The sequence below is a fragment of the Enterocloster aldenensis genome, assembly GCF_003434055.1.
Classification (GTDB): domain Bacteria; phylum Bacillota; class Clostridia; order Lachnospirales; family Lachnospiraceae; genus Enterocloster; species Enterocloster aldenensis.
In genome coordinates this window covers 1,054,949-1,074,725 of the sequence record NZ_QVEX01000001.1, presented here as the reverse complement: position 1 = coordinate 1,074,725, position 19,777 = coordinate 1,054,949, and the positions used below count along the sequence as shown (strand labels likewise).

Here is a 19,777-nt window from a genome sequence, read left to right as displayed (position 1 = left end):
GATTATGATGAACAGACACACAAAAAGCCTGGCAGCAGCATCCCTGTCCCTGGCCATATCGGTATCCGGTGCCGTGACATCCCTGGCGCTGCCACAGGAAGTCCCGGACCAGGAATTCACAGAGGCCTATCAGAGACTTTATGATAATGAGATGGATTATGACGAACTTGAGGATCTGGTTAAGAATTTTTATCCGCCTATAAAGAATACATATGACACCTATTATAATACGTATGAGGATGAACAGGCAGGTATCGTGAACTCCATGTTTGAAGCTGCAAGGGAGATGGATGAGGCGGCAGATGACCTGGAGGATGCCATAAAGTCAGGGGCGGTTTCAGCAGCTGATGGCATGGCGGATCTGATGATGGCCAAAGCAACCGCCAAAGGCTACCGTACAGGGGCCCAAAGCATGGGACGTAATATACAGCTGGGGACAAGGGAGGACAACAAGAACCTGAAGCAGATCCAGCGCGGTGTAAACAAAATCGTCTACAGCCTCCAGCAGGCCATGAACGGTTATGAACAGATTATGCTGAACCGGGACGTGGCAGCCAAGGGCGTGGAGATTGCAGAAACAGCCAGGAACATACAGCAGACCATGCAGGCCCAGGGCCTGGCCATTGACGCGGATGTGATCAGCGCCGCCTCCGGCCTGACCTCGGCAAGGTCCCAGCTGGCTGCGCTGGATACACAGGCTGAAAGCATTAAAAAGACCTTGTGCACCTTTACCGGCTGGGGGTCGGACGGCAATCCGGTCATTGGGGCAGTCCCATCCTCAGATGTGGCTGCCATTGCAGCCATTGATGTGGATGCGGACAAGGAAACAGCGGTCAATAACAATTACAGCCTTATATCCATGAGGGGCGCCAAGGGCGGCGGCATGGACCAGATTGAGCAGATTATTTCAAAGAATACCACCCAGACCAAGAATAAGGTGCGCAACGTGGCATACAGTGAAGACCTGGTACGGTCTAATATCCAGACCCTGTACGACACCATCCTGGAAAAGAAGGTGGAATATGATTCCGCCACAACTGCGTGGCAGGCAGCACAGAATACATGGCAGGCAGCCCAGATCCAGTACGGGACGGGAAGCTTAAGCCAGATTGCATATATGCAGCAGGAACTGGCATACCTTCAGGCCAGGGCAGGATTCAGGTCAGCGGATCTGAACCTGCAGCAGGCAATGCAGAATTATACCTGGGCCGTGAAAGGTCTGGATGTAAGTGCATCCTAAAACTCTTTAAGTGATTGGTTACAAAAATTTCCTGATTTTACCACACAATGTGTCTTTTGACAATTTGTTGTAAAATCAGGAATTTTTTAAACTTTATTTTATTAACATTTTACAAAGAATAGATAAGTTTTCCGGATTGTCCCTTGCAATTAAAGGAAAAAAATGTTATTCTTTCAATATAGGGGTATGTATAATTATTCGAGGGAGAGTGGTAACAAGTAGTTGGTTTTGTTTTTGAATTGAGGTGATTCTATGTTAACGAGACAGGTTGACAGCAAGGAGAAGGTATTCAAGGCAATCCCTATCTCCTATTTAATTCAGACAGCAAATCAATTTGACTGTGACATCTATGTGACAAGTGATAAGACCACGGCGAATGTGAAGCGTTACGATGAAGTTAAGAATTTCAGGATGACAGGATTTCTGACGTTTTACTTTAAGGGAAGTGACGAATCAGAAGCCGAGGATAGGATACAGAGTATCCTCTGGGAGGATCAATAAGGGATAAGGAGAATAACATCTATGGGGTGCACACACTAAACGAGGGCTGAAAGGGCGGCCCTCGTTTTTATGCTTATTTATGGAATCTGAACTTAAATCTGTTTTTCATTGTCCAGGTAATGCCTGGCATCCCGGAAGAAACTCCACACAATAAGAACAATGATGAATCCAATGGGAAATGCGGCAATGATGGAAACCGTCTGCAGGTTGGCCATGGAATTCCCTGAGAAGATAAGCGCTATGGGCAGCAGCATCAGCATGACGGCCCAGAATAATTTTACGGATTTGTCCGGCTCTTCGTCCGCGCCCAGGGCCTTATAGGAATAGGAACTGGCAACCATGGTCAGCGCGTCAAAAGAGGTGGCGTAAAAAGCAATCATGGTAACGGCCAGGAGCACCAGCCCTGCCTGGGCCAGGGGCATTGTTTCAAATACCGCGATGATGGCCTCATAAAGGCTGCCGGTCTTTTCATAAAGCGCCATTAAATCCAGCTTCCCGTGCATCTGGAGGCCCAGCCCGTAATTGCCCAATATGATGAAGGAGGTAAAGGTACCTGCCAGCCCAAAGAAGTATCCGCCAAGCACGGTCTGGCGGATGGTCCTGCCTTTGCTGATCGTTCCAATGAAGAACGGGGTTGCCACGCACCATACCATCCAGTAGGCCCAATAGAAAATCGTCCATGACTGTGGAAAGGAGGAGGTGCGCATGGCATCGGTCCAGGTTGCCATGCCAATGAAATTCTGGGTCAGGTTGCCGATGGCAGTGATGCCTGTCTCAATAATATAGCGGGTCTCGCCGCCCAGGAACAGGAAATAGGCCAGCAATGCAAAGAACAGGTAGACGCAGGAAGCCGCCAGCTTTGCAACGCCTTTCATGCCAAAGTATACGGCCATGGTGTATACCACGCAGATCACAACCAGGATGGAAATGGTCAGCAGATTGCTTTCCTCAATACCGAACACCCGGCTTAAGGCCATGGAAAGCAGGGGGGTGGCAAGGGAGAATGTGGTTGCGGTGCCTGCCAGCAGTGCAAACACAGCGGTAAGGTCAATGAGTTTTCCCAAAATCCCGTCTACCCTTTTGCCAAGTAGAGGGCGGCAGGCTTCAGAATACTTCTGCTTGCTGCGCTTGCGCACGTGGATCATAAACCCAAAGGAAACAGCCAGGATGATATAGAAACTCCAGGGAATCGGACCCCAGTGGAACAGGGGATAGGTGGAGGCCCAGTCCTGTCTGGAGCCCATATCCGTGATATGGCTTTCATTGGCATAAAGCATCCATTCACAAAGGGAATAGAACAGGATATCGGCAGCAAGTCCCGCGGTGAACATCATGGAGCCCCACTGGAAGGCAGAGTACTGGGGTTTTTCCAGGCTTCCCAGTTTGATTTTGCCGTATCTGGAAAATGCCATATAGAAGGAACAGATAAGCGCTCCCAGCCCGATGACCAGATAATAGCTTCCCAGCTGGTCGCCCAGGAAGAAACGGACTGACTCCAGGATGGATGTGGAGCCTTGGGGAAATGCCATGAACAGGAAACATAATATGACAATACAGATAAAAGGTATGATGGTGGTTATCCAATCCAGCCGTTTTTTCAGGCTGGCGCCTTGGGGTGTGTTTGGTTTCGGTTTCATAAGATGTCCTCCTTGAGTGTTCAAAAAATCTAAAATATAAATCATATTGAACATATTATCACCTGTCCCTGGAAAAAGCAAGTAGTATTTGGAAAAATAACAATAATTTTGTAAGAAAAAAGGACTGTTAAATTATCTGGATCTTCGTTATAATAGTACCGTTGACAAAAGGAGGTTTTTTATATCATGAAAAAAATTGGGAAATTATCATTGATATTAGCGGCTTTAGTGGCTCTGCTTAGCGGATGTACCCAGAGTAATATTGTATCACCTACCGGAGGGACCGTCACAGGGGACGGGGTGCCTGATGTGGAGGTGAATAAGGATATCGCCATTGACTGGACGGAGATAAGGGAGGAACTGAGGGACAACTATCTTGACCCATACGGAGAGTTTGCCGACTATGTGCTGGACATGGATGTGAGATATGATGCGGGCAGCGGCCTGCTTACCGTGCTGCTTCCTGTTACCCACAAGACTACGGGTGAGGTCGCCGTTGTTTTCGGCGAGGCGGTGCTTAAGACAGTGGGCGCTTCCATTGCCACCCAGAACTTCTATTATGAAGCTCCGGATGAGGACGAGACAGACAGGATTTATTACGGAAGCTACTTTGATGAGCATGATGTGTGCGTCCAGGTATTTTATTACAATCAGGAAGGCAAGACCGATACGTATCTGGTCAACGACACCATGAAGGCAGGCGAACAGCGGGCGCTGACAGCCCAGAACCAGTAAGGAGACAATAAGGATGCGAATTGACAGATACTGGAAACAGGCGGCAGCCGGACTGCTTGCCATGATGATGTTCATGACAGCAGGAGGAGGGATGGACAGCTTTGCAATGACTGATTCACAGCCATTTAAGGCACAGGGACAGGCCCTCACTGCACCGGATAAGATTATCATAAAAGATGACCAGGACCACGGCCAGTCCTCTCAGTCCGGCCAGACGGCTCCGGTAATCCAGCAGATTCAATCAACCAATGGCCAGGCTGGCGGAGCCCAGGCGGCGGGACAGGGCGGCGGAGCCCAGACGGCAATCCAGGACAACGGCAGCCAGGCAGCAGCGGCCAGCCAGCCAGTGATTCAGGCCAAGGCCCAGGTGGCTGGGTTTGGGGAAGTTTCCACTCCAAAGACAGACACATCCTCATTGTTTGGCGCGGGCCGCCTTACCATGTTTGCAAATCATGATACCAATGCACAGCTTCTGTCCGTGATTATTGAAAACGGGGAAGGCGGGCTGATTGTTGTGGATGGCGGATGGACCAACAATGCGGAATATCTTCTGAACCAGATTAAACAGAAGGGCGGCCATGTTAAGGCCTGGCTGATTACCCATCCTGACTCAGACCACGCAGGAGCCCTTGCCGATATACTTTACAAGCACAATGGTGAGATAACCATTGACGGGATTTACTATTCCTTCCACGAGGACAGCTGGTATGCGGAGAAGGATGCGGAGGTTGCCAACATGGTTGCCTACCTCAAGGGAGCATTTGCCCTTGTGCCGCAGAACACGCTCCACGGTGACATTGTGTCCGGGCAGGTCATTGACGCGGGCCCGGCCAAGATACAGGTGCTGAACAAGGCGTATAAGGCCAACAGTGACTTTGTGAATAACAGTAGCGTGGCCTACATGGTAAGCCTGAATGGAACCAATGTGGTGTTCCTGGGGGACCTTGCCAGGGCTGGAGGCGAGATGCTCATGGCGGACCACGACCTGCGTGCACTGAAGTGTGATGTTGTGCAGCTGGCCCACCACGGACAGAACGGTGTTGATTTTGAAGTTTACAAGGCATTAAGACCCAGCGTCGCCCTGTGGCCAACCCCGCAGTGGCTGTGGGATAATGATGGCGGCAGCGGTGCAGGCACCGGTCCCTGGCTGACCCAGGATACCAAGAACTGGATGGTACGTCTGGGCATTAAGACATCCTATTGTATTAAGGATGGGGACCAGGTAATTGAATGATATAGAATGCCGTTAACCAGAACATGGGTTGCCGTACTTGGTACGCAGCCCTGTTTTTATATGGCAGATAGACCTATTTAAACGTGTCCGGGATTTCTGCCTGTTCTGGCTGCCGCGTAATTCCTCCAACGGCACCGCTTTGACAAAACATCCTTGTTCACATATAATTGTATATAGAAATAAAAGTGCGGATGGCTTATGCCATTCGCATTTGGCGTTTTATGGAAGATGAACGGTTTTGTGCTTGTTGACATTTCAGGCAAAGAAGTGGTCCGTGAGAAAGGCAAAAGAAGATTAATCCTGCTGTCAACCCGTTCATACGGGCCCCTGGTCATGGTAATCAAGGCAATCCAGGGGCCCGTGTGCTGGTGTTTTTATTCATCAATACAGGGCAGTCCGCTGTGGTAGGAGTAGTTGCCCAGTTCTGATAAAAGCATCTCCAGGCTGCCTTTGCGCAGGGGCTGTCCTGTGTCCAGCATGGAATTAATCATATAAAAGATAGTGCTCAGCTTGCCCAGGGACTGTTTGAACAGGTCCGGGAAGGATGCCTTGGAGGCAATCCGCTTATCCCATGGATTACACCATGTCTCATGATGCAGGTTCAGGCTCCAGGCCGGGTTTTCAACCACATCCGTCACCAGCTTGCTGGAGGCCACTGGATTCTTAAGGAAAATGGATTCAAAAAATTCAATCCTGTCCTTCTTCCTGCTGTTGGGATCTGATAAGGTGCGGCAGCCAAAACGAAGGGCCAGTATGGATCTGTGGATCATGGGCGCGGTGACCTGATACCGGTTCTTATAGCTGAGCGGATAAAATGCTTCATTGATGCAGTCAGACAGGAAACGGGAGATGAACTGTGTCTCCATGCCATTCAGGCAGATGGTAGCGGCCTGATTGAACTGGGACGGCTTCTTCCTCTTGTACTTCTGTAGCAGCAGGGCGTCAATGTCGTTCTCCAGTTTTGCATGGAGTCCGTGGTAATAAGCGCCCGGATGATGGACGTCATATTCAATCCGTCCATATACATAAGGGTGGCATATGGAATCGCCGATATAATGGCATATAAAACCGCACATATAGGCCAGCCCCTCTTCCCGCTGCTGCCGCGAGTCAATCCTGGCAAGCTGGAGGAAACAGCACCGGAAAAAATCATTCACATGGTGTTCGTGCATATGGGAACCCACATTGCGGTGGTCACGGTGGCGCAGGATAGGCAGGTTATAGAAAAACATATCCGGCCCCTGCAGTCCCAGCTGATAAAGCCACCGGTACTTGGCAATGATAAACTTCAGATTGTTCTGCGGCATATCATTGTATGCTTTCATGCCTAGAACGTAATGGGTTGTAAAACCTGGCATCGGCATACCTCTTTTCTCATTCATTCTTTTATGATACCTATTCATTATTTTATCATAAACCACCATAAAATGCGAGGTACATCCATAAGAAAATTCCTGGAATTGTCATAGCGCGGCATTTGCCGGAATAAGACATTTAATAAGAACAGACGCCGGGCGGTAAGGCAGCAGATGATGGAATGGCTGGAACAGGTACATGGTATGGTATGGGGACCATGGACCCTTGTGATATTCCTGGGGGTTGGCATATTTTTTACTTTTAAATGTCATTTTTTCCAGATAAGAGGATTTTCATACTGGTGGAAGAACACGGCAGGACGTATCCTGTCAGGAAAGGTATCAGGGGGAACGGGAGAAGGGAGTGATACGGGCAGGAAAAAGGGCATCAGCCAGTTCCAGTCCGTATGCACGGCCCTGGCGGCAACGGTGGGAACCGGCAACATTGCCGGGGTGGCCACGGCCTTGACAGCAGGCGGTCCGGGGGCCTTGTTCTGGATGTGGGTGTCGGCCCTTATCGGAATGATTACAGCCTACAGCGAGACTATGCTGGGCATCCGTTACCGGTATAAGGACAGCGACGGACATTATGTGTGCGGCCCTTTTGTGTATATGGAACGGGGCCTTGGGATAAAGGGGATGGGAATCCTCTACAGCTTCCTGTGCCTGATGTGTTCCTTGGGCATGGGCAGCATGGTACAGGCCAATTCTGCCATCAGCACCATGGAATATACATGGAAGGTCCCGGTGCTGACCGGAGGCCTGGTATTTACCGGAGTCCTGATGTTGGTCATCTGCGGTGGCATAAAGAGGATTGGCAATGTGGCCGAGAAGCTGATGCCTGCTGCTTCCGGCATCTATATTGTATTTTCGCTGATTGTGATATTTTCCTGCTACGACCGGATCCCCGGCGCCCTGGCATCCATGGTGTCATCCGCGTTCCGCCCCGAGGCAGCCGCGGGAGGGGGAGCAGGGTACGTGGTAAGCCGCAGCATCCGCTACGGCATTTCCAGGGGGGTGTTCTCCAATGAGGCGGGGCTTGGCACCCTGGCCGTGCTTCATGGTCCGGCTGAGGACACAACGCCTCATGAGCAGGGGATGTGGGCCATGTTCGAAGTCTTTTTTGACACCGTGATCCTGTGTACGCTTACGGCCCTGGTCATCCTGTGCATGACAGGCCCGGCCCTGGATGCAGCGCCCTATGAGGGAGCCGCCCTTGCTGCCTGGTGTTTCAGCGGCAGGCTGGGAATCGCAGGGGAATACCTGGTCAGCGGTTCCATGGTGGTATTTGCATTTGCAACCATCATGGCGTGGTTTTACCTGGGCAGGCAGGCAGCCGCCTATTTTATCAGGGGGACCGGTCTGGGGGAACGGGCGGGAACATGGTTTGCTGCCCGGATTTATCCGGTGCTGTTTCTCGGGGCGGTGTTCCTCGGCAGCGAGGCCAGGCTGGATGTTGTGTGGATGCTGTCAGATATATGGAACGGGCTTATGGCATTCCCAAACCTGACAGCCCTGCTGTTTTTATATAAGGAGGTAACACTGCCGGAGGGATTCAGGACAGGAAAGACAAGGGGATGAGCCAAGGCCTGATATAGGGGGCTGGAATCCGGCTGTGGATAAAATGTACCCTATAAAACGGACACAATAAGATATGGTGGAATGGATGGCGGCAGATATGGCGGCAGGCATGCCGGTATATATGGGAAAACCTTCCCTTGAAAATACTGCATGGTACAGCTATAATGGACATACAGCAAAACAAAAGACAGACCGAGGTCCTGCTGGCGTATCTCAGGCCGCATCATGAGACGCCAGGACCGGGATCCGGAAAGGAGCAGCTATGGAAACAAGAAGGATTTGTCCGAAATGCAGGAAACGGTTCTCCAGGGATGAGGTTGTGTGTGAGGACTGTGGTGAACAGCTGATTGACGCTGCATCTGATTTTGAGGCCTCTTTCTCAATGGTAAAGGAGCCGGTGCTCCTGTCTAACGGGCATGATGTTGACACCGTGTACCTGGAAGAAGCGTTAAAGGCCGCCAATGTGCCGTACTATGTGGAGGAAGGCCAGAATACAGTGCCTACCAACCGGTTTAAAGAAGGAATTGTGGAAGTCGTTCCATTTACAAATTATTATGTGGATAAAAGTAACTGGAAAGCAGCCAGGGAGGCGCTTAAGTCTGCCGGGGAGGAGACCAGGAAGGACCAGGCGGCGCCTGTTGTGTTTTTGGATATGCCGGAGGAAGGGACTGGTGATGACCTGGGGAATGATGCATCAGACGGATCCGACAGCTGGACTGACGGGGAAGAATCCAGGGGAGGCCTGTGGGGATGGCTGGGGGACCAGGATATGGCCATGAAGCTGATTGTGGGGCTTGTCGGAGGCCTGTTCCTTCTGGGCCTGGGCAGGATCCTGTTTTTCTGACACACCCCAGTGAATACGCACATCGTGAAAAAACGTACCATCCAATGGATGATACGTTTTTTTAAAAGTATTATTAAAAGGGAGGAGAGCTGATAATTTCTTATCAGCTCGAGTATTATGAAAAAAATCTTGTAAGCGTTTTTGTGTGGCAGCTATCTCTAACTGTCTATGGTTAAAGTATATAGGGAAAACATGAAGAAATAATGTTGATTGTGTAAAAGGTTTTTGAATGAAGTGTGAACATAGTGTGAATACACACAGGTTTTTTGTCATCTTCCCGCCGGTGAGTGCAGTTCACCTGTTTTTTACCTCATATCCATGAAAACCGCCCTATTTTCCAGCCGCGGCCCGCGAAGCTGCCCTAATAATGATTCATTCGTCGATTTCGTATAACAAACCATAGAATCTTATAGTAAAGGCTTTCCTAAAATGTGTCTGATTTTGGCAGATGTTCACGGACTTTTAAATCCTGTATACAAAATACAAAGAATCCAATCGGCAAAATCAACAGGCTCTAAACAGAGATTGCTTTTATGTTATAGAAGAGACTATCTGTTTTTTCCGTCATCAAAAGACAGAAAATAATTTGATAAAATATCCATAGGGAACAATCATGTATTACAAAGTACTGGCCCTGGCCTTTGGTATGTTCATTCTCCCATTACAGACCTTTATCTTAAAGATTCGTCAGCAGCGTTTTCTAAGTTCCGGAAACATATATGCCAATGGGTGTTTCTCAGTTATGGTAGTAAAACCGTATCCCCTTCAGCAGTCCGTCCCGCTCCAGGCGCCCAAAGTCCAGGTGTACCGGCAGCCCCGGGACATCAGGCAGGTAGAACCGCCCATCCTTCATCTCGGATACAAGGCTGAAGTAGGGCACCAGCACTTCATTGAGGGGCTGGTGGTATTCTAACAGCTCGTCCTCTGAGTAAAGGGCTCCCAGGGCAGCGTTCTGGAAGGTAAAGCCTCCGGTGGAAATCCTGCACCCGTGCTGGCGGGCATATTCCCGGACCCGCATGTTTTCGGCAATGCAGCAAAGGCGCGCAGGCTGCAGGTGGTCCACGCCGTGCTGTGCGTAGGCCACATGGGTGTGGTAGCTGCGCACGGATTCTCCCATGGCAATCTCCATGACAATCCCGGCATTGTCAAGCAGGTCCCTAAGCTCCCTCAGGGCGTCCATGTCATAGGCATGGACGGGCTCCTCAAGCCATGCCACGCCAAAGGGGGCTGCTTCTTTTGCAAAGGCAAAGGCTGTTTTGGCGTCCCAGGCCTGGTTGGCATCCACGGCAATCCCAAAATCATCCCCCAGCGCCCGGCGGGCCTTTTCAAGCCGGCGTATGTCCTGGGAGAAGCCGGCGCCGCTGCCTCCGATTTTGAACTTCGTGGTTTGATAGCCCTCATCCTTAAAACGCTGCAGGTCCTGAATCAGCGCCTCATCGCTGAGGAGGACGGAACCACCGCCTTTGTACACAGCGGCCCAGTCCCGGTCAGCGCCCAGGAAACGGTGGAGGGGCAGTCCTGCGCGGTTGGCCAGAAGGTCTAAAAGCAGCCAGTCCAGATTGGTCATTTCGGCAATATAGGGACTTTGATACCCGAAATTGCGGACTTCCCACCAGAAATACTCCATCCACGCGCCGTTGGATTTTCCAGGGACATCCAACATCCTGGGAAGGAAGAAGTCCGTCATCAGAGGACCGGCCGGTCCCTGTCCGCAGAAGCCGTCCTCATCATAAATCTTCATCCAGCCTTTGAAAAAGGATGCATGCCGGACACCGCCAGTGCCGTCCTTAAACGGCACTGGCAGGGGGATGGGGGCAATGTCGTAGTACACTGCTTTCTTGAGTGTGATTATTTCCGGGTGACAGAATAACTGGTTCATTGTGGTCTCCTTATCATCATTCATCTTGGTTGGAAAAGTAAGTTTCAAATGTATCGTTCAGCAGGCGGACCAGGTCCTTGACAAAGGCCGGAAGGTTGCGCCCCGGGTGGTGGACCAGCAGCAGATAGTAATACTGCGGTTCCTCAAATGGCCTGCACCGGGATAATGCTTCCTGATCCAGGGAACGGGCGGGAAGTATGGTGTCCGCGGCCCCGCATCCGGCCAGGGTCCGGAGGATATCGGGCCGCGCCTCGCACACAACCGCGCCGGACAGTCCGGTCCATTCCCCCAGGAGGCGGTCCTGCTCCAGGCGCAGGGCGCTGTTTTTGGGGGCCAGCATGATGCGGCGGGGCTGCATGGCTGTGGAAACCGGAACAGGCACATGGTTATCCTGGCCAGGGTCCGGACAATCCGCTGACCCAAAACAATACACCAATTCATCCTCGTCCAGGATCCGGCTGTCCAGGATAGGATGTTCCTCCTGGCAGGAAAAGTAGAGGCCGAAGTCAGCTGATGCATTGAGCAGGGCTTCCTGGGCGGTTTCGCAGCCGCTTTCTATTATATACAGGTTCACATCCGGGTGGAGCCTGCGGAAGCTGCCTGCGACCTGCCTGCGCAGGATACCGGACAGCCCGGGGTCGCAGTGCAGGTAGATACCGCCCCCATGTCCGGTCTGGTATGCATGGATATGGGCGGACATCTCAGCTTCAATCTGAAGGATGTTACGGGCAAAGTTGACAAATACCTTACCTGCGTTGGTTGGCTGGAGGCGGTTATGTACGCGGGTGAACAGCTGGGCGCACAGCATGTCCTCCACGTTGTGCAGATGGCGGGACAGGGCCGGCTGGGTAAGGAAATATTTTTCAGCTGCCTTTGTCAGGCTCTTTTCATCCACAATGGCAATGACGTATTTAAGCAGCTGGGTATTCAGGTTGAGTTCCGGCGCCGTATAATGGGCCGTATGGGCGCGGATTGCGGCCTGGGACGGGGAGGAGGAGGCGCCGGCCTCAGGCAGGTTGTCCTGGTCCACAATCCGAAGCAGCTCCTCTGTCTCTGCGCAGGGGATGGCCTTGTAACGGGAATCGGATAACCGCTCATGTATCAGGAGGCCTGCAAGATAGCGCTCCGGTTCAGTCAGGGTATGCCCAAGCGGATACCGGATATGGAGGGTCTGGTGGATGGGAGGGTCCAGGGAGCGGTAAACCAGCTCCTCGCAGGGAAAGACGTGGGCCTGGGACACCAGCCCCACCCCAACGGCCTGGTGCAGCATGGAATCCACCAGAATCACGTCATTGGATTCAAAGGTCACCACAGGATTGAACCCGGCTTCCTGGAAAAGCTCCTCCGCCAGGATCCGGATACTATGCCTGGGCCCCTGGAGTACAAAGGGGGTATCCCTGAGATCGGACAGGCGGATTTTCTTTGCTGTTGCCAGGGGATGGGACACGGGAAGGGATACCAGCAGCTCCTCATATGCAATGGGCAGGTCCGTCACCTTATCGGAATCCTTGCCTGAACCGATGGCCAGGTCAATCTGTCCATGGAGGATGGCTCCCGGCTGGTCCCGGGCATAAAGCTCGGTCAGTGTCAGGGAAATGTCCGGATAGCGGTGTGAAAACTGGTTGTAGATACGGCTGTAGATGATGGCGCCCCGGTTAGGCGCGGTGGCCAGCCGTATGCGGGCGTGATTGCTGTCCGTCACGGCCCGGAGCATCTGCAGCATGCGGGTCTGCTCGTCCAGGATCTTCTGGGCGCAGTCAATCACGTACCTGCCCACGGAAGTGGGTGTCAGCTGGCGGTGATAACGGAGGAATATCAGAAAACCCAGGGACGCTTCATATTCGGTCAGGAACTTGCTCAGGGCTGGCTGTGAAATCCCCAGCACCTGGGCTGCACTTGAAAGGCTGCCCAGGTCGGAGATGGTAACAAGGTAATAAAGCTGGCGCGTGGTCATGGCTGCCTCCTTCCGGTTCATAACTGCATGCACGAGTTAAGGATTTAATTCCATCATATATGATTTTGGCTGACTGTCAAGAAAAAAACTTTTACTATAACCAAAGTGGTATGAAAGCTATAATTAAATCTGCTTTGTAAAATCCGTATAAATACTATATAATACAAAATGTAAACACACGAAGGGTTAAAATCAGACAGATTATACAATATTTCCCTATATATCCAGTTTCTTCCAGGTGGTGTGTTGAGAATCAGTTCTTAAAATCAGACGGAATCCGTCTGTCTAAAAAGTGGAATAAAAGGAGAAAAACGTTATGAAAAAAAGGATGTACCGTTTCTTAATGACAGGGGTTATGGCTGCAGCGATGTTGGGGATGACTGCCTGCGGCAGTAAAACAGGCACAGGTGACACCGCAGCGGCGGCAGCGGCGGCAGACAGCAGCGCTGCAGGTGAAACAGCATCAGGGGAGGACATCGGATTTCCTAAAAAGGAGACCATTACCCTGGTGGTGCCCGGCAAGGCAGGCGGCGGCTCTGACCTGGGCATCCGTTATTACAGCGAAGGGCTGAACCGGATTTACGGCCTGAAGACAACCGTTACCAACTATGACAGCAACACCATCGGCCATCAGACCGTTGCCACCGCTAAACCCGACGGCACGACCCTGACCGTTGCTACCTCAGCCCTGAACATCCAGTACATCACGGGCAATGCCGAGGTTAACCCGATGAAGGATTTCACCTTGATTGCCTGCCTCCAGGACAATGGCTTCTCCACCCTGGCAGTACCGGCCGACGCCCCATATGATGACTTTGCCGGGTTTGTTGAGTATGCAAAGGCCCATCCGGGCGAGCTGAATGCAGGCATGCCTGCGGCGGGCGCCAATACCTTCCTTTTTGGTATGCTGACCTCCACCACCGGCATTGAGCTTAACTCAGTTGAGTGCGCATCCGAGTCCGACCGCCTGACCAACCTGGCAGGAGGCTTCATCGATATCGGCGTAGTAGGAGTGGGTAATGCCCAGGAATATGAGAAAGCAGGCAAGCTGAAGGTGATTGGTACGGTTTCCTCTGACGGAACCACCATTTCCAAATATCCTGAGGAACTGCCGGACAACTACAAGACCCTTCAGGAACAGGGCTTTGATAAATGCGTGATGTCTATTTACCACTATCTTCTGGGACCGGCCGGCATGGATGAGACCATGGTTGCAGACATGAACGCGGCCATGAAGGCTGTATGTGAAGATGAGACTGTAAGCGCCGGTATTGCCGGCATCGGCAATATTCCTGGCTGGCACGACCTTGCTGAATCCAAAGAGATTCACGAAAAGGAGTACGCACAGTTTGTGGAGATTGCCAAAGAACTGGATATGTTTGTCCAGGAGTAAGCCTGTCATATTCAGGAAATACATATACACGCAGCGATGCACCGGATGTCCTGGGAGAAACCTCCCGGGACATTTTAAAAGAAAGGGGAATTATTTATGAAATTGCGCAGAGATACAGTTACCGGTATTGTGGGCCTTTTAGGATGTGCGTTCTTCCTGTGCGCAGCCCAGTCCATTAAGCAGCCGGCCAAGCTTCTGGAGCCAGGCCCGCGCCTTCTGCCTTATGTGGCAATCGTACTGATTGCAATGAGTTCGGTCGCACTGATCATCAAGGGCATCAAGGAACGGGCAAAAGAAGAGAAACCGTATTTTCCAAAGGGAGGCGCCCTTAAGATTACCAAGAGCTACCTGCTGTTAATTGTCTATGCCTTTGCCATGACCTGGCTCGGGTTCCTGATGACAACGCCCTTTGCCACCTTTGCACTGATTTATGATTTAAAGGGGGTCAGCAAGGTGAAACCCGTTCCCGCAGTCATCATTTCCGTGCTGGTAACCGCAGGCCTTTACGCCATGTTCGTGTTTGGCTTCCAGGTAAAGCTGCCGGCCGGGCGGCTGTTTGAATAAGGATAAGGAGGAACAGGATAAATGACAGAATATATAAGTGCGTTAATGGTCTGCCTGCAGCCAATCAATCTGCTGCTGATTATTGCCATGGTTTCCCTGGGAATCGTATTCGGGGCCATCCCGGGACTTTCCGCAACCCTGGGCATTGCCCTTTTGCTGCCGGTTACCTTCGGCCTTTCCACTGAAACATCCTTTGTGCTGCTGCTTGCCATCTGGATTGGCGGCGTTTCCGGCACATTCATTTCCGCTGTGCTCATTGGGATCCCGGGGTCATCGTCCGCAATCGCCACCTGCTTTGACGGCTTCCCCATGACCAAGAACGGACAGGCCGGCAAAGCCCTGGGAATCGGCATGACGGCTTCCTTTATCGGTACGGTGGGTTCCGTAGCCCTGGCTACCGTGCTTTCCCCGGTCATTGCAGAGTTTGCCCTCCACCTTGGGCCGTGGGAGTATTTCTCTCTTTGTTTCTGCGCCATCACCCTGGTTGCTTCCCTGTCCAAGGGAAATATCTTCAAGGGCATCATGGCAGCCGGTATCGGCCTTTTGATGGGATGCATCGGCATGGACCCGATCAATGGTTCCAACCGTTTCACCTTTGGCAATATTTACTTAAGCTCCGGCATCAGCACGGTTGCCCAGATGCTGGGAATGTTTGCAATGTGCCAGATCATCCGTGACTCGGCCAGGGGCGAGGCAAAGATGCCTGAAGCCGACATGGTGGACATGAAAGGTCTGGGAGTGGGGATAAGGGACATTGTACAGAATATCAAGACCATTGTCTTTGCATTTATATCCGGTCTGTGGATTGGATTCCTTCCGGGCATGGGCTCCGGCATTTCCAACATGGTTGCCTATGGCTATGCAAAAAGCATCAGCAAGGATCCGGAGAGCTTTGGAAAAGGAAATCCGGCCGGTGTGTGGGCTTCTGAGACAGCCAACAACGCATCTCTGGGCGGTGCCCTTATCCCCATGATGGCCCTGGGGATTCCCGGCGACGGAATTACCGCAATGCTGATTGCAGGGCTGACCATCCACGGGCTTCAGGCAGGCCCTCTGTTCATGACCGAACAGCCGGATCTGGCCATGCTTATCTTTGCCTGCGTCATGGTGGCCGCAATCGTGACATATATCGTGCAGATCATTGGGAAACGCTGGTTCCCATACATATTGAAGGTTCCTTACCATTACCTTTACACGGTAATCCTGGTTATCTGCTACATCGGGGGATACGGGATATCCAATACCATGTTTAATATCTACGTGATGCTGGCCCTGTGCCTGCTGGCAATTTTCATGAGCATGTCCGGACTTCCCACCTCCCCGCTGGTGCTGGCCTTCATCCTGTCCAGCAAGCTGGAGCGGTATTTCCGTCAGGGTATCAGCTATGCCCATGGCAGCTATAAGGAATTTTTCACCCGTCCCCTGTCCTGCGCCCTGCTGCTGGTTTCCGTGTTCTGTGTTGTCTGGCCGGTCCTGTCAGAGCACCTGAAGAAGAAAAAAGCAGCGGCCGTAGCACCTGTTGGCGGAAGCGAAGCAAGGGATGACTGATTTTAACAACAATCTGCCTGTGATGGGACAATGCTGGGGCACGCTTCCCTCCATGCGCAGGAAGTTTGACCGGTATGCGCGCAGGGATTTCTTCCGGGGACACACAAGGGAGGAGTTTGATGCGTGGCAATCCGGCACCAGGTCCCTTCTGCACGGTCTCCTTGGGCTTGATAAGATGGAGTCCTGTGCCCTGTCCCCGGTTCTGGAGGATGTGGTCCGGCTGCCAGGAGGCATCAGGAGGGAACACATAAGGATCCAGGTGGAACCGGATGTATGGATGCCCATGTTCGTGCTGGTCCCGCCGGGAGCCGGTCCCTTTTCCCGCCCCTTCCTGTGTCCGCCCGGACATAATGGGGCAGGGAAATATTCGGTGGCAGGCCTTTATGGATATGGACCGGTCCGGGAAAAAATCCGCCAATACCATTACGATTACGGCCATCAGCTTGCCATGCTTGGATATGTGGCCATCTGCCCGGACTGCCGGGGCTTTGGGGAGCGGCGCGAGGACCTGGAGGATACAAAGGACCTGGAAACCGCCATGAAGGGTGACTGCCGCCGCCTGGCCCATATGGGGGAACCCCTGGGCATCCCTGTGGCAGGAATGCTGGCCTGGGATCTGATGCGGGCTGTGGATTATCTTATGGAACGCGGGGAATGGGACCTGGACGCCATCAGCTGCCTGGGATTTTCAGGCGGCGGCATGCAGACCCTTTGGCTGTCGGCCATGGATGAACGGGTCAGGCTGGCTGTGATCAGCGGCTACATGTACGGATACCGGGATGCGCTGCTGGCCCTGAACCGGAACTGTTCCTGCAACTATGTGCCTCATCTTTGGGAACATCTGGATATGGGGGATATTGCCAGCCTGATTGCCCCCAGGCCCCTTCTTATCCAGTCCTGTTCCGGCGACCGGCTCAACGGTCCACGCGGGATTGCCAATGTCACGGAACAGGTGGACATTATCCGGAACGCATACAGGCTGCTGGATGCGCCCGGCCTCATGATTCATGAAATATGCCAAGGTCCCCACCAATGGCATGGGGAGAACCTGGCCGTCCATCTTGGACAGCTGATAGACAGTTATGATCAAATCAAAACCAATCAGGAGGTTTTCCATGGATAAATTACAGTTGAGGGAGACAATCCTGAAACAGATAGAAAGACCGCATATTCCTGAACGGGAGTTCCCGGCCTGTATGTTCGGCGTGGCTGCGGACAGCCGGGAGGTCCAGACACGGGCCCTGCAGCTGGCCATAGACACAATCAGCAGGGAAGGCGGAGGAAGGCTCACGCTTCCCCGCGGCACGATCCGCACCGGCGCCCTGGAACTGAAGAGCAGGGTGGAGCTTCACCTTCAGCACAGGGAGTCCGTGCTGTCCTTTGTCAATGAAGAGCCAGAGCTTCACTACCCGGTGGTGTTCTCCCACTGGGAGGCAACGCCCTGCTATAATTACAGCCCATTGATTTATGCATGCGATGCCCATGATATTGCTGTTACCGGGGAAGGAACCCTGGACGGGGGCGCTGATTCCGGCCACTGGTGGAACTGGCATCATCAGGTGGAGGATGCATGGTCAGATGATAAGCCGGACCTTCAGCTGGAAGACCGCCGGACCCTGCGCCGTATGAATGTGGACGGAGTGCCTGTTAAAGAGAGGGTCTTTGGACCGGGCCATTACCTGAGGCCTAATTTCATACAGCCCATCCGCTGCAGCCGTGTGCTTCTTCATGGGTTTACCCTGATAAACAGTCCTATGTGGCAGCTGAACCCGGTGATGTGCCGGAGTCTGTCCGTGGACGGCGTCACATTGTACAGTCACGGCGCCAACAATGACGGCTGCGATCCGGAGAGCTGCCATGGGGTACATATCTGTAATTGCCGGTTCGACACCGGGGACGACTGCATCAGCCTGAAATCCGGCCGGGACAGGGATGGCCGCCTGGCCAGCATGCCCTGTGAGGACGTACTGATAGAAAACAACGAGTTTGCAGACGGCCATGGCGGTATTGCCCTTGGCAGTGAGATGAGCGGCGGAATCCGCCGCGTGCTGGCTGTTAATAACCGGTTCAGCAGCCCCAGCCTGACCTATGCGCTCCGCTTAAAGACCAATGCCCGCCGCGGAGGCAGGGTGGAGGATATCATACTGGCGGATAGTGTGATGGACCATGTCCACGGGGCCGCGGTCCACGGTACCATGCTTTATGAAGACGGGCGCAATGGCAGTGACCTGCCGGTATTCCATAATATAACCATTGAAAACATCATTGCCCACGGGGGGGACTACGGGATTTTCCTGGAGGCATTTGATGAAGTTCCTGTTACCGGTTTGACCTTGAGAAACATCCGTATTGACGGGGTGACCCGTCCCATGCGCAGCATGAACTGGAAGGAGCCTGTGGTTGACGATGTGGTGATTAACGGAAAGTGTTTTCCACGGCCGGGCGGTGTCCGCATCCTTGGCGTCCCTGTAAGGGGGGGAAGGGTCCGGGCCCAAGGGAGGACCTGCGGCGGGGATATGGACTTTATGTATAGGTGGCAGACGTCCGCTGACCGCGTTTCCTGGCAGCAGGCCGGGGAAGGGGAAGATTTCCAGGTTCCCGGGACAGCTGATTTCATACGGGTGACGGTCATGGACCAGAAGGGAAATGCCGAAACCAGCCGCGTGTACCGTGTCCTTCCCCAGGGCCTGTCCGCCAGCCGCTGGGATTATGAGTGGCAGCGGCTGTACTGCCGGGGAATGGGGGAGGGTCCGTCATCCATGCCGGCAGACAGGATCATAACCCGGGAACAGCTGGCATGCATGCTGCTGCCATTGGCAGACCCGGCGCTGCGCTGGGAAGGGTACGATGATGAGGACTGCGGTGATGCGCTGCGGATCGCGGTGGGCAATGGGTTCCTTGCGCCGGAGAACCGGACAGGGCCGGAGGGCCATGTGTCCGGGGCTCATGCGGAGGTTCATGCAAAAGGCCATGTGTCCGGGGCTCATGCGTATGACCACGCGCCCCGGCTTATGCCGGACGGCCACGTCACCCGCCAGGAGATGGCCACGGTAGCCATGCAGGCCTGCGGCGTGAATTACCGCAACGCCTCCAGCACCATGCCTGTCTGCGCGGATGCGGCCCTGGTAAACAATAATTACGGCACCAATGTGGCCCGCGCCCTGTATTTTGGCTTCATGAGCCTGGAACCGGACGGATGCTTTAAGCCCCGGCGCCCTGTTACCATTGGAGAGGCTGCAGGGATATTAAACCGGGTTGCTGATTTTGCCGGTATCTGAGCAGCCGTTTGACGGCCCGGTGAATTTTATAGAG

15 protein-coding genes are annotated in these 19,777 nt (G+C 53.0%); 11 read left to right on the top strand and 4 right to left on the bottom strand.

The annotated features are described in order from the left end of the window. Positions 1–4 precede the first annotated feature (4 nt). Positions 5–1,240 (top strand): TolC family protein, encoded by a 1,236-nt coding sequence (locus DWX59_RS05055; RefSeq protein ID WP_117556655.1) that lies wholly within the window; start codon positions 5–7, stop codon positions 1,238–1,240. Positions 1,241–1,492: 252 nt separating this feature from the next. Beyond that, complete coding sequence (locus DWX59_RS05050) at positions 1,493–1,741, top strand: HPr family phosphocarrier protein (RefSeq protein ID WP_117556653.1); 249 nt, start codon at positions 1,493–1,495, stop codon at positions 1,739–1,741. Positions 1,742–1,833: 92 nt separating this feature from the next. Here the strand turns inward: DWX59_RS05050 and DWX59_RS05045 are convergent, their stop codons facing one another. Then, positions 1,834–3,378: a BCCT family transporter gene (locus tag DWX59_RS05045; RefSeq protein WP_117556651.1), complete on the bottom strand. Its 1,545-nt coding sequence runs from the start codon at positions 3,376–3,378 to the stop codon at positions 1,834–1,836. 186 nt (positions 3,379–3,564) lie between these two features. Here DWX59_RS05045 and DWX59_RS05040 point away from each other — a divergent pair, with 186 nt between their 5' ends. After that, a complete protein-coding gene (locus tag DWX59_RS05040; RefSeq protein ID WP_117556649.1) occupies positions 3,565–4,113 on the top strand; it encodes a hypothetical protein in 549 nt (182 codons plus the stop codon). A 13-nt stretch (positions 4,114–4,126) separates the two neighbouring features. After that, complete coding sequence (locus DWX59_RS05035; RefSeq protein WP_117556647.1) at positions 4,127–5,347, top strand: ComEC/Rec2 family competence protein; 1,221 nt, start codon at positions 4,127–4,129, stop codon at positions 5,345–5,347. Between the two features lie 374 nt (positions 5,348–5,721). Here DWX59_RS05035 and DWX59_RS05025 read toward each other — a convergent pair whose 3' ends face one another. After that, complete coding sequence (locus DWX59_RS05025; RefSeq protein WP_117556643.1) at positions 5,722–6,705, bottom strand: zinc dependent phospholipase C family protein; 984 nt, start codon at positions 6,703–6,705, stop codon at positions 5,722–5,724. A gap of 171 nt (positions 6,706–6,876) precedes the next feature. Between DWX59_RS05025 and DWX59_RS05020 the strand changes: the two genes are divergently transcribed. Together DWX59_RS05020 and DWX59_RS05015 are read left to right on the top strand one after the other, a co-directional pair. Further along, positions 6,877–8,283 (top strand): alanine/glycine:cation symporter family protein, encoded by a 1,407-nt coding sequence (locus DWX59_RS05020; RefSeq protein ID WP_117556641.1) that lies wholly within the window; start codon positions 6,877–6,879, stop codon positions 8,281–8,283. Between the two features lie 262 nt (positions 8,284–8,545). After that, positions 8,546–9,127, top strand: a complete 582-nt coding sequence (locus DWX59_RS05015; RefSeq protein WP_117556639.1) for a zinc ribbon domain-containing protein — start codon at positions 8,546–8,548, stop codon at positions 9,125–9,127. Between the two features lie 736 nt (positions 9,128–9,863). Here DWX59_RS05015 and DWX59_RS05010 read toward each other — a convergent pair. After that, on the bottom strand, positions 9,864–11,030 hold the full coding sequence (locus tag DWX59_RS05010) for an enolase C-terminal domain-like protein (protein WP_117556637.1): 1,167 nt from the start codon (positions 11,028–11,030) through the stop codon (positions 9,864–9,866). Further along, entirely contained in the window at positions 11,023–12,981 is a 1,959-nt protein-coding gene (locus DWX59_RS05005; protein ID WP_117556635.1) for a LysR family transcriptional regulator, read from the bottom strand. Before DWX59_RS05005 ends, DWX59_RS05010 begins: the two co-directional genes overlap by 8 nt. 295 nt (positions 12,982–13,276) lie before the next feature. On the opposite strand from DWX59_RS05005, the gene DWX59_RS05000 reads away from it, so the two are divergent. The 5 genes from DWX59_RS05000 (at position 13,277) to DWX59_RS29205 (ending at position 19,743) form a co-directional block, all read left to right on the top strand. Then, positions 13,277–14,353: a tripartite tricarboxylate transporter substrate binding protein gene (locus DWX59_RS05000; protein ID WP_117556633.1), complete on the top strand. Its 1,077-nt coding sequence runs from the start codon at positions 13,277–13,279 to the stop codon at positions 14,351–14,353. A 96-nt stretch (positions 14,354–14,449) separates the two neighbouring features. Further along, complete coding sequence (locus tag DWX59_RS04995; RefSeq protein ID WP_117556631.1) at positions 14,450–14,917, top strand: tripartite tricarboxylate transporter TctB family protein; 468 nt, start codon at positions 14,450–14,452, stop codon at positions 14,915–14,917. Positions 14,918–14,938: 21 nt separating this feature from the next. After that, positions 14,939–16,465 carry a tripartite tricarboxylate transporter permease gene (locus tag DWX59_RS04990; RefSeq protein WP_117556629.1) on the top strand — a complete coding sequence of 509 codons (1,527 nt, stop codon included), beginning with the start codon at positions 14,939–14,941 and terminating at the stop codon, positions 16,463–16,465. After that, positions 16,458–17,588 (top strand): dienelactone hydrolase family protein, encoded by a 1,131-nt coding sequence (locus DWX59_RS04985; RefSeq protein WP_227115855.1) that lies wholly within the window; start codon positions 16,458–16,460, stop codon positions 17,586–17,588. Before DWX59_RS04990 ends, DWX59_RS04985 begins: the two co-directional genes overlap by 8 nt. After that, positions 17,581–19,743 (top strand): glycoside hydrolase family 28 protein, encoded by a 2,163-nt coding sequence (locus DWX59_RS29205; protein ID WP_227115856.1) that lies wholly within the window; start codon positions 17,581–17,583, stop codon positions 19,741–19,743. The genes DWX59_RS04985 and DWX59_RS29205 overlap by 8 nt, the downstream gene beginning before the upstream one ends. The last annotated feature ends 34 nt before the right edge of the window (positions 19,744–19,777 follow it).

Coding starts and splice junctions, on each gene's coding strand:
- DWX59_RS04990 (WP_117556629.1), top strand. CDS start 14,939: ATGACAGAATATATAAGTGCGTTAATGGTCTGCCTGCAGCCAATCAAT.
- DWX59_RS29205 (WP_227115856.1), top strand. CDS start 17,581: ATGGATAAATTACAGTTGAGGGAGACAATCCTGAAACAGATAGAAAGA.
- DWX59_RS05055 (WP_117556655.1), top strand. CDS start 5: ATGATGAACAGACACACAAAAAGCCTGGCAGCAGCATCCCTGTCCCTG.
- DWX59_RS04985 (WP_227115855.1), top strand. CDS start 16,458: ATGACTGATTTTAACAACAATCTGCCTGTGATGGGACAATGCTGGGGC.
- DWX59_RS05025 (WP_117556643.1), bottom strand. CDS start 6,705: ATGCCAGGTTTTACAACCCATTACGTTCTAGGCATGAAAGCATACAAT.
- DWX59_RS05050 (WP_117556653.1), top strand. CDS start 1,493: ATGTTAACGAGACAGGTTGACAGCAAGGAGAAGGTATTCAAGGCAATC.
- DWX59_RS05020 (WP_117556641.1), top strand. CDS start 6,877: ATGATGGAATGGCTGGAACAGGTACATGGTATGGTATGGGGACCATGG.
- DWX59_RS05040 (WP_117556649.1), top strand. CDS start 3,565: ATGAAAAAAATTGGGAAATTATCATTGATATTAGCGGCTTTAGTGGCT.
- DWX59_RS05010 (WP_117556637.1), bottom strand. CDS start 11,030: ATGAATGATGATAAGGAGACCACAATGAACCAGTTATTCTGTCACCCG.
- DWX59_RS05015 (WP_117556639.1), top strand. CDS start 8,546: ATGGAAACAAGAAGGATTTGTCCGAAATGCAGGAAACGGTTCTCCAGG.
- DWX59_RS05035 (WP_117556647.1), top strand. CDS start 4,127: ATGCGAATTGACAGATACTGGAAACAGGCGGCAGCCGGACTGCTTGCC.
- DWX59_RS05000 (WP_117556633.1), top strand. CDS start 13,277: ATGAAAAAAAGGATGTACCGTTTCTTAATGACAGGGGTTATGGCTGCA.
- DWX59_RS05005 (WP_117556635.1), bottom strand. CDS start 12,981: ATGAACCGGAAGGAGGCAGCCATGACCACGCGCCAGCTTTATTACCTT.
- DWX59_RS04995 (WP_117556631.1), top strand. CDS start 14,450: ATGAAATTGCGCAGAGATACAGTTACCGGTATTGTGGGCCTTTTAGGA.
- DWX59_RS05045 (WP_117556651.1), bottom strand. CDS start 3,378: ATGAAACCGAAACCAAACACACCCCAAGGCGCCAGCCTGAAAAAACGG.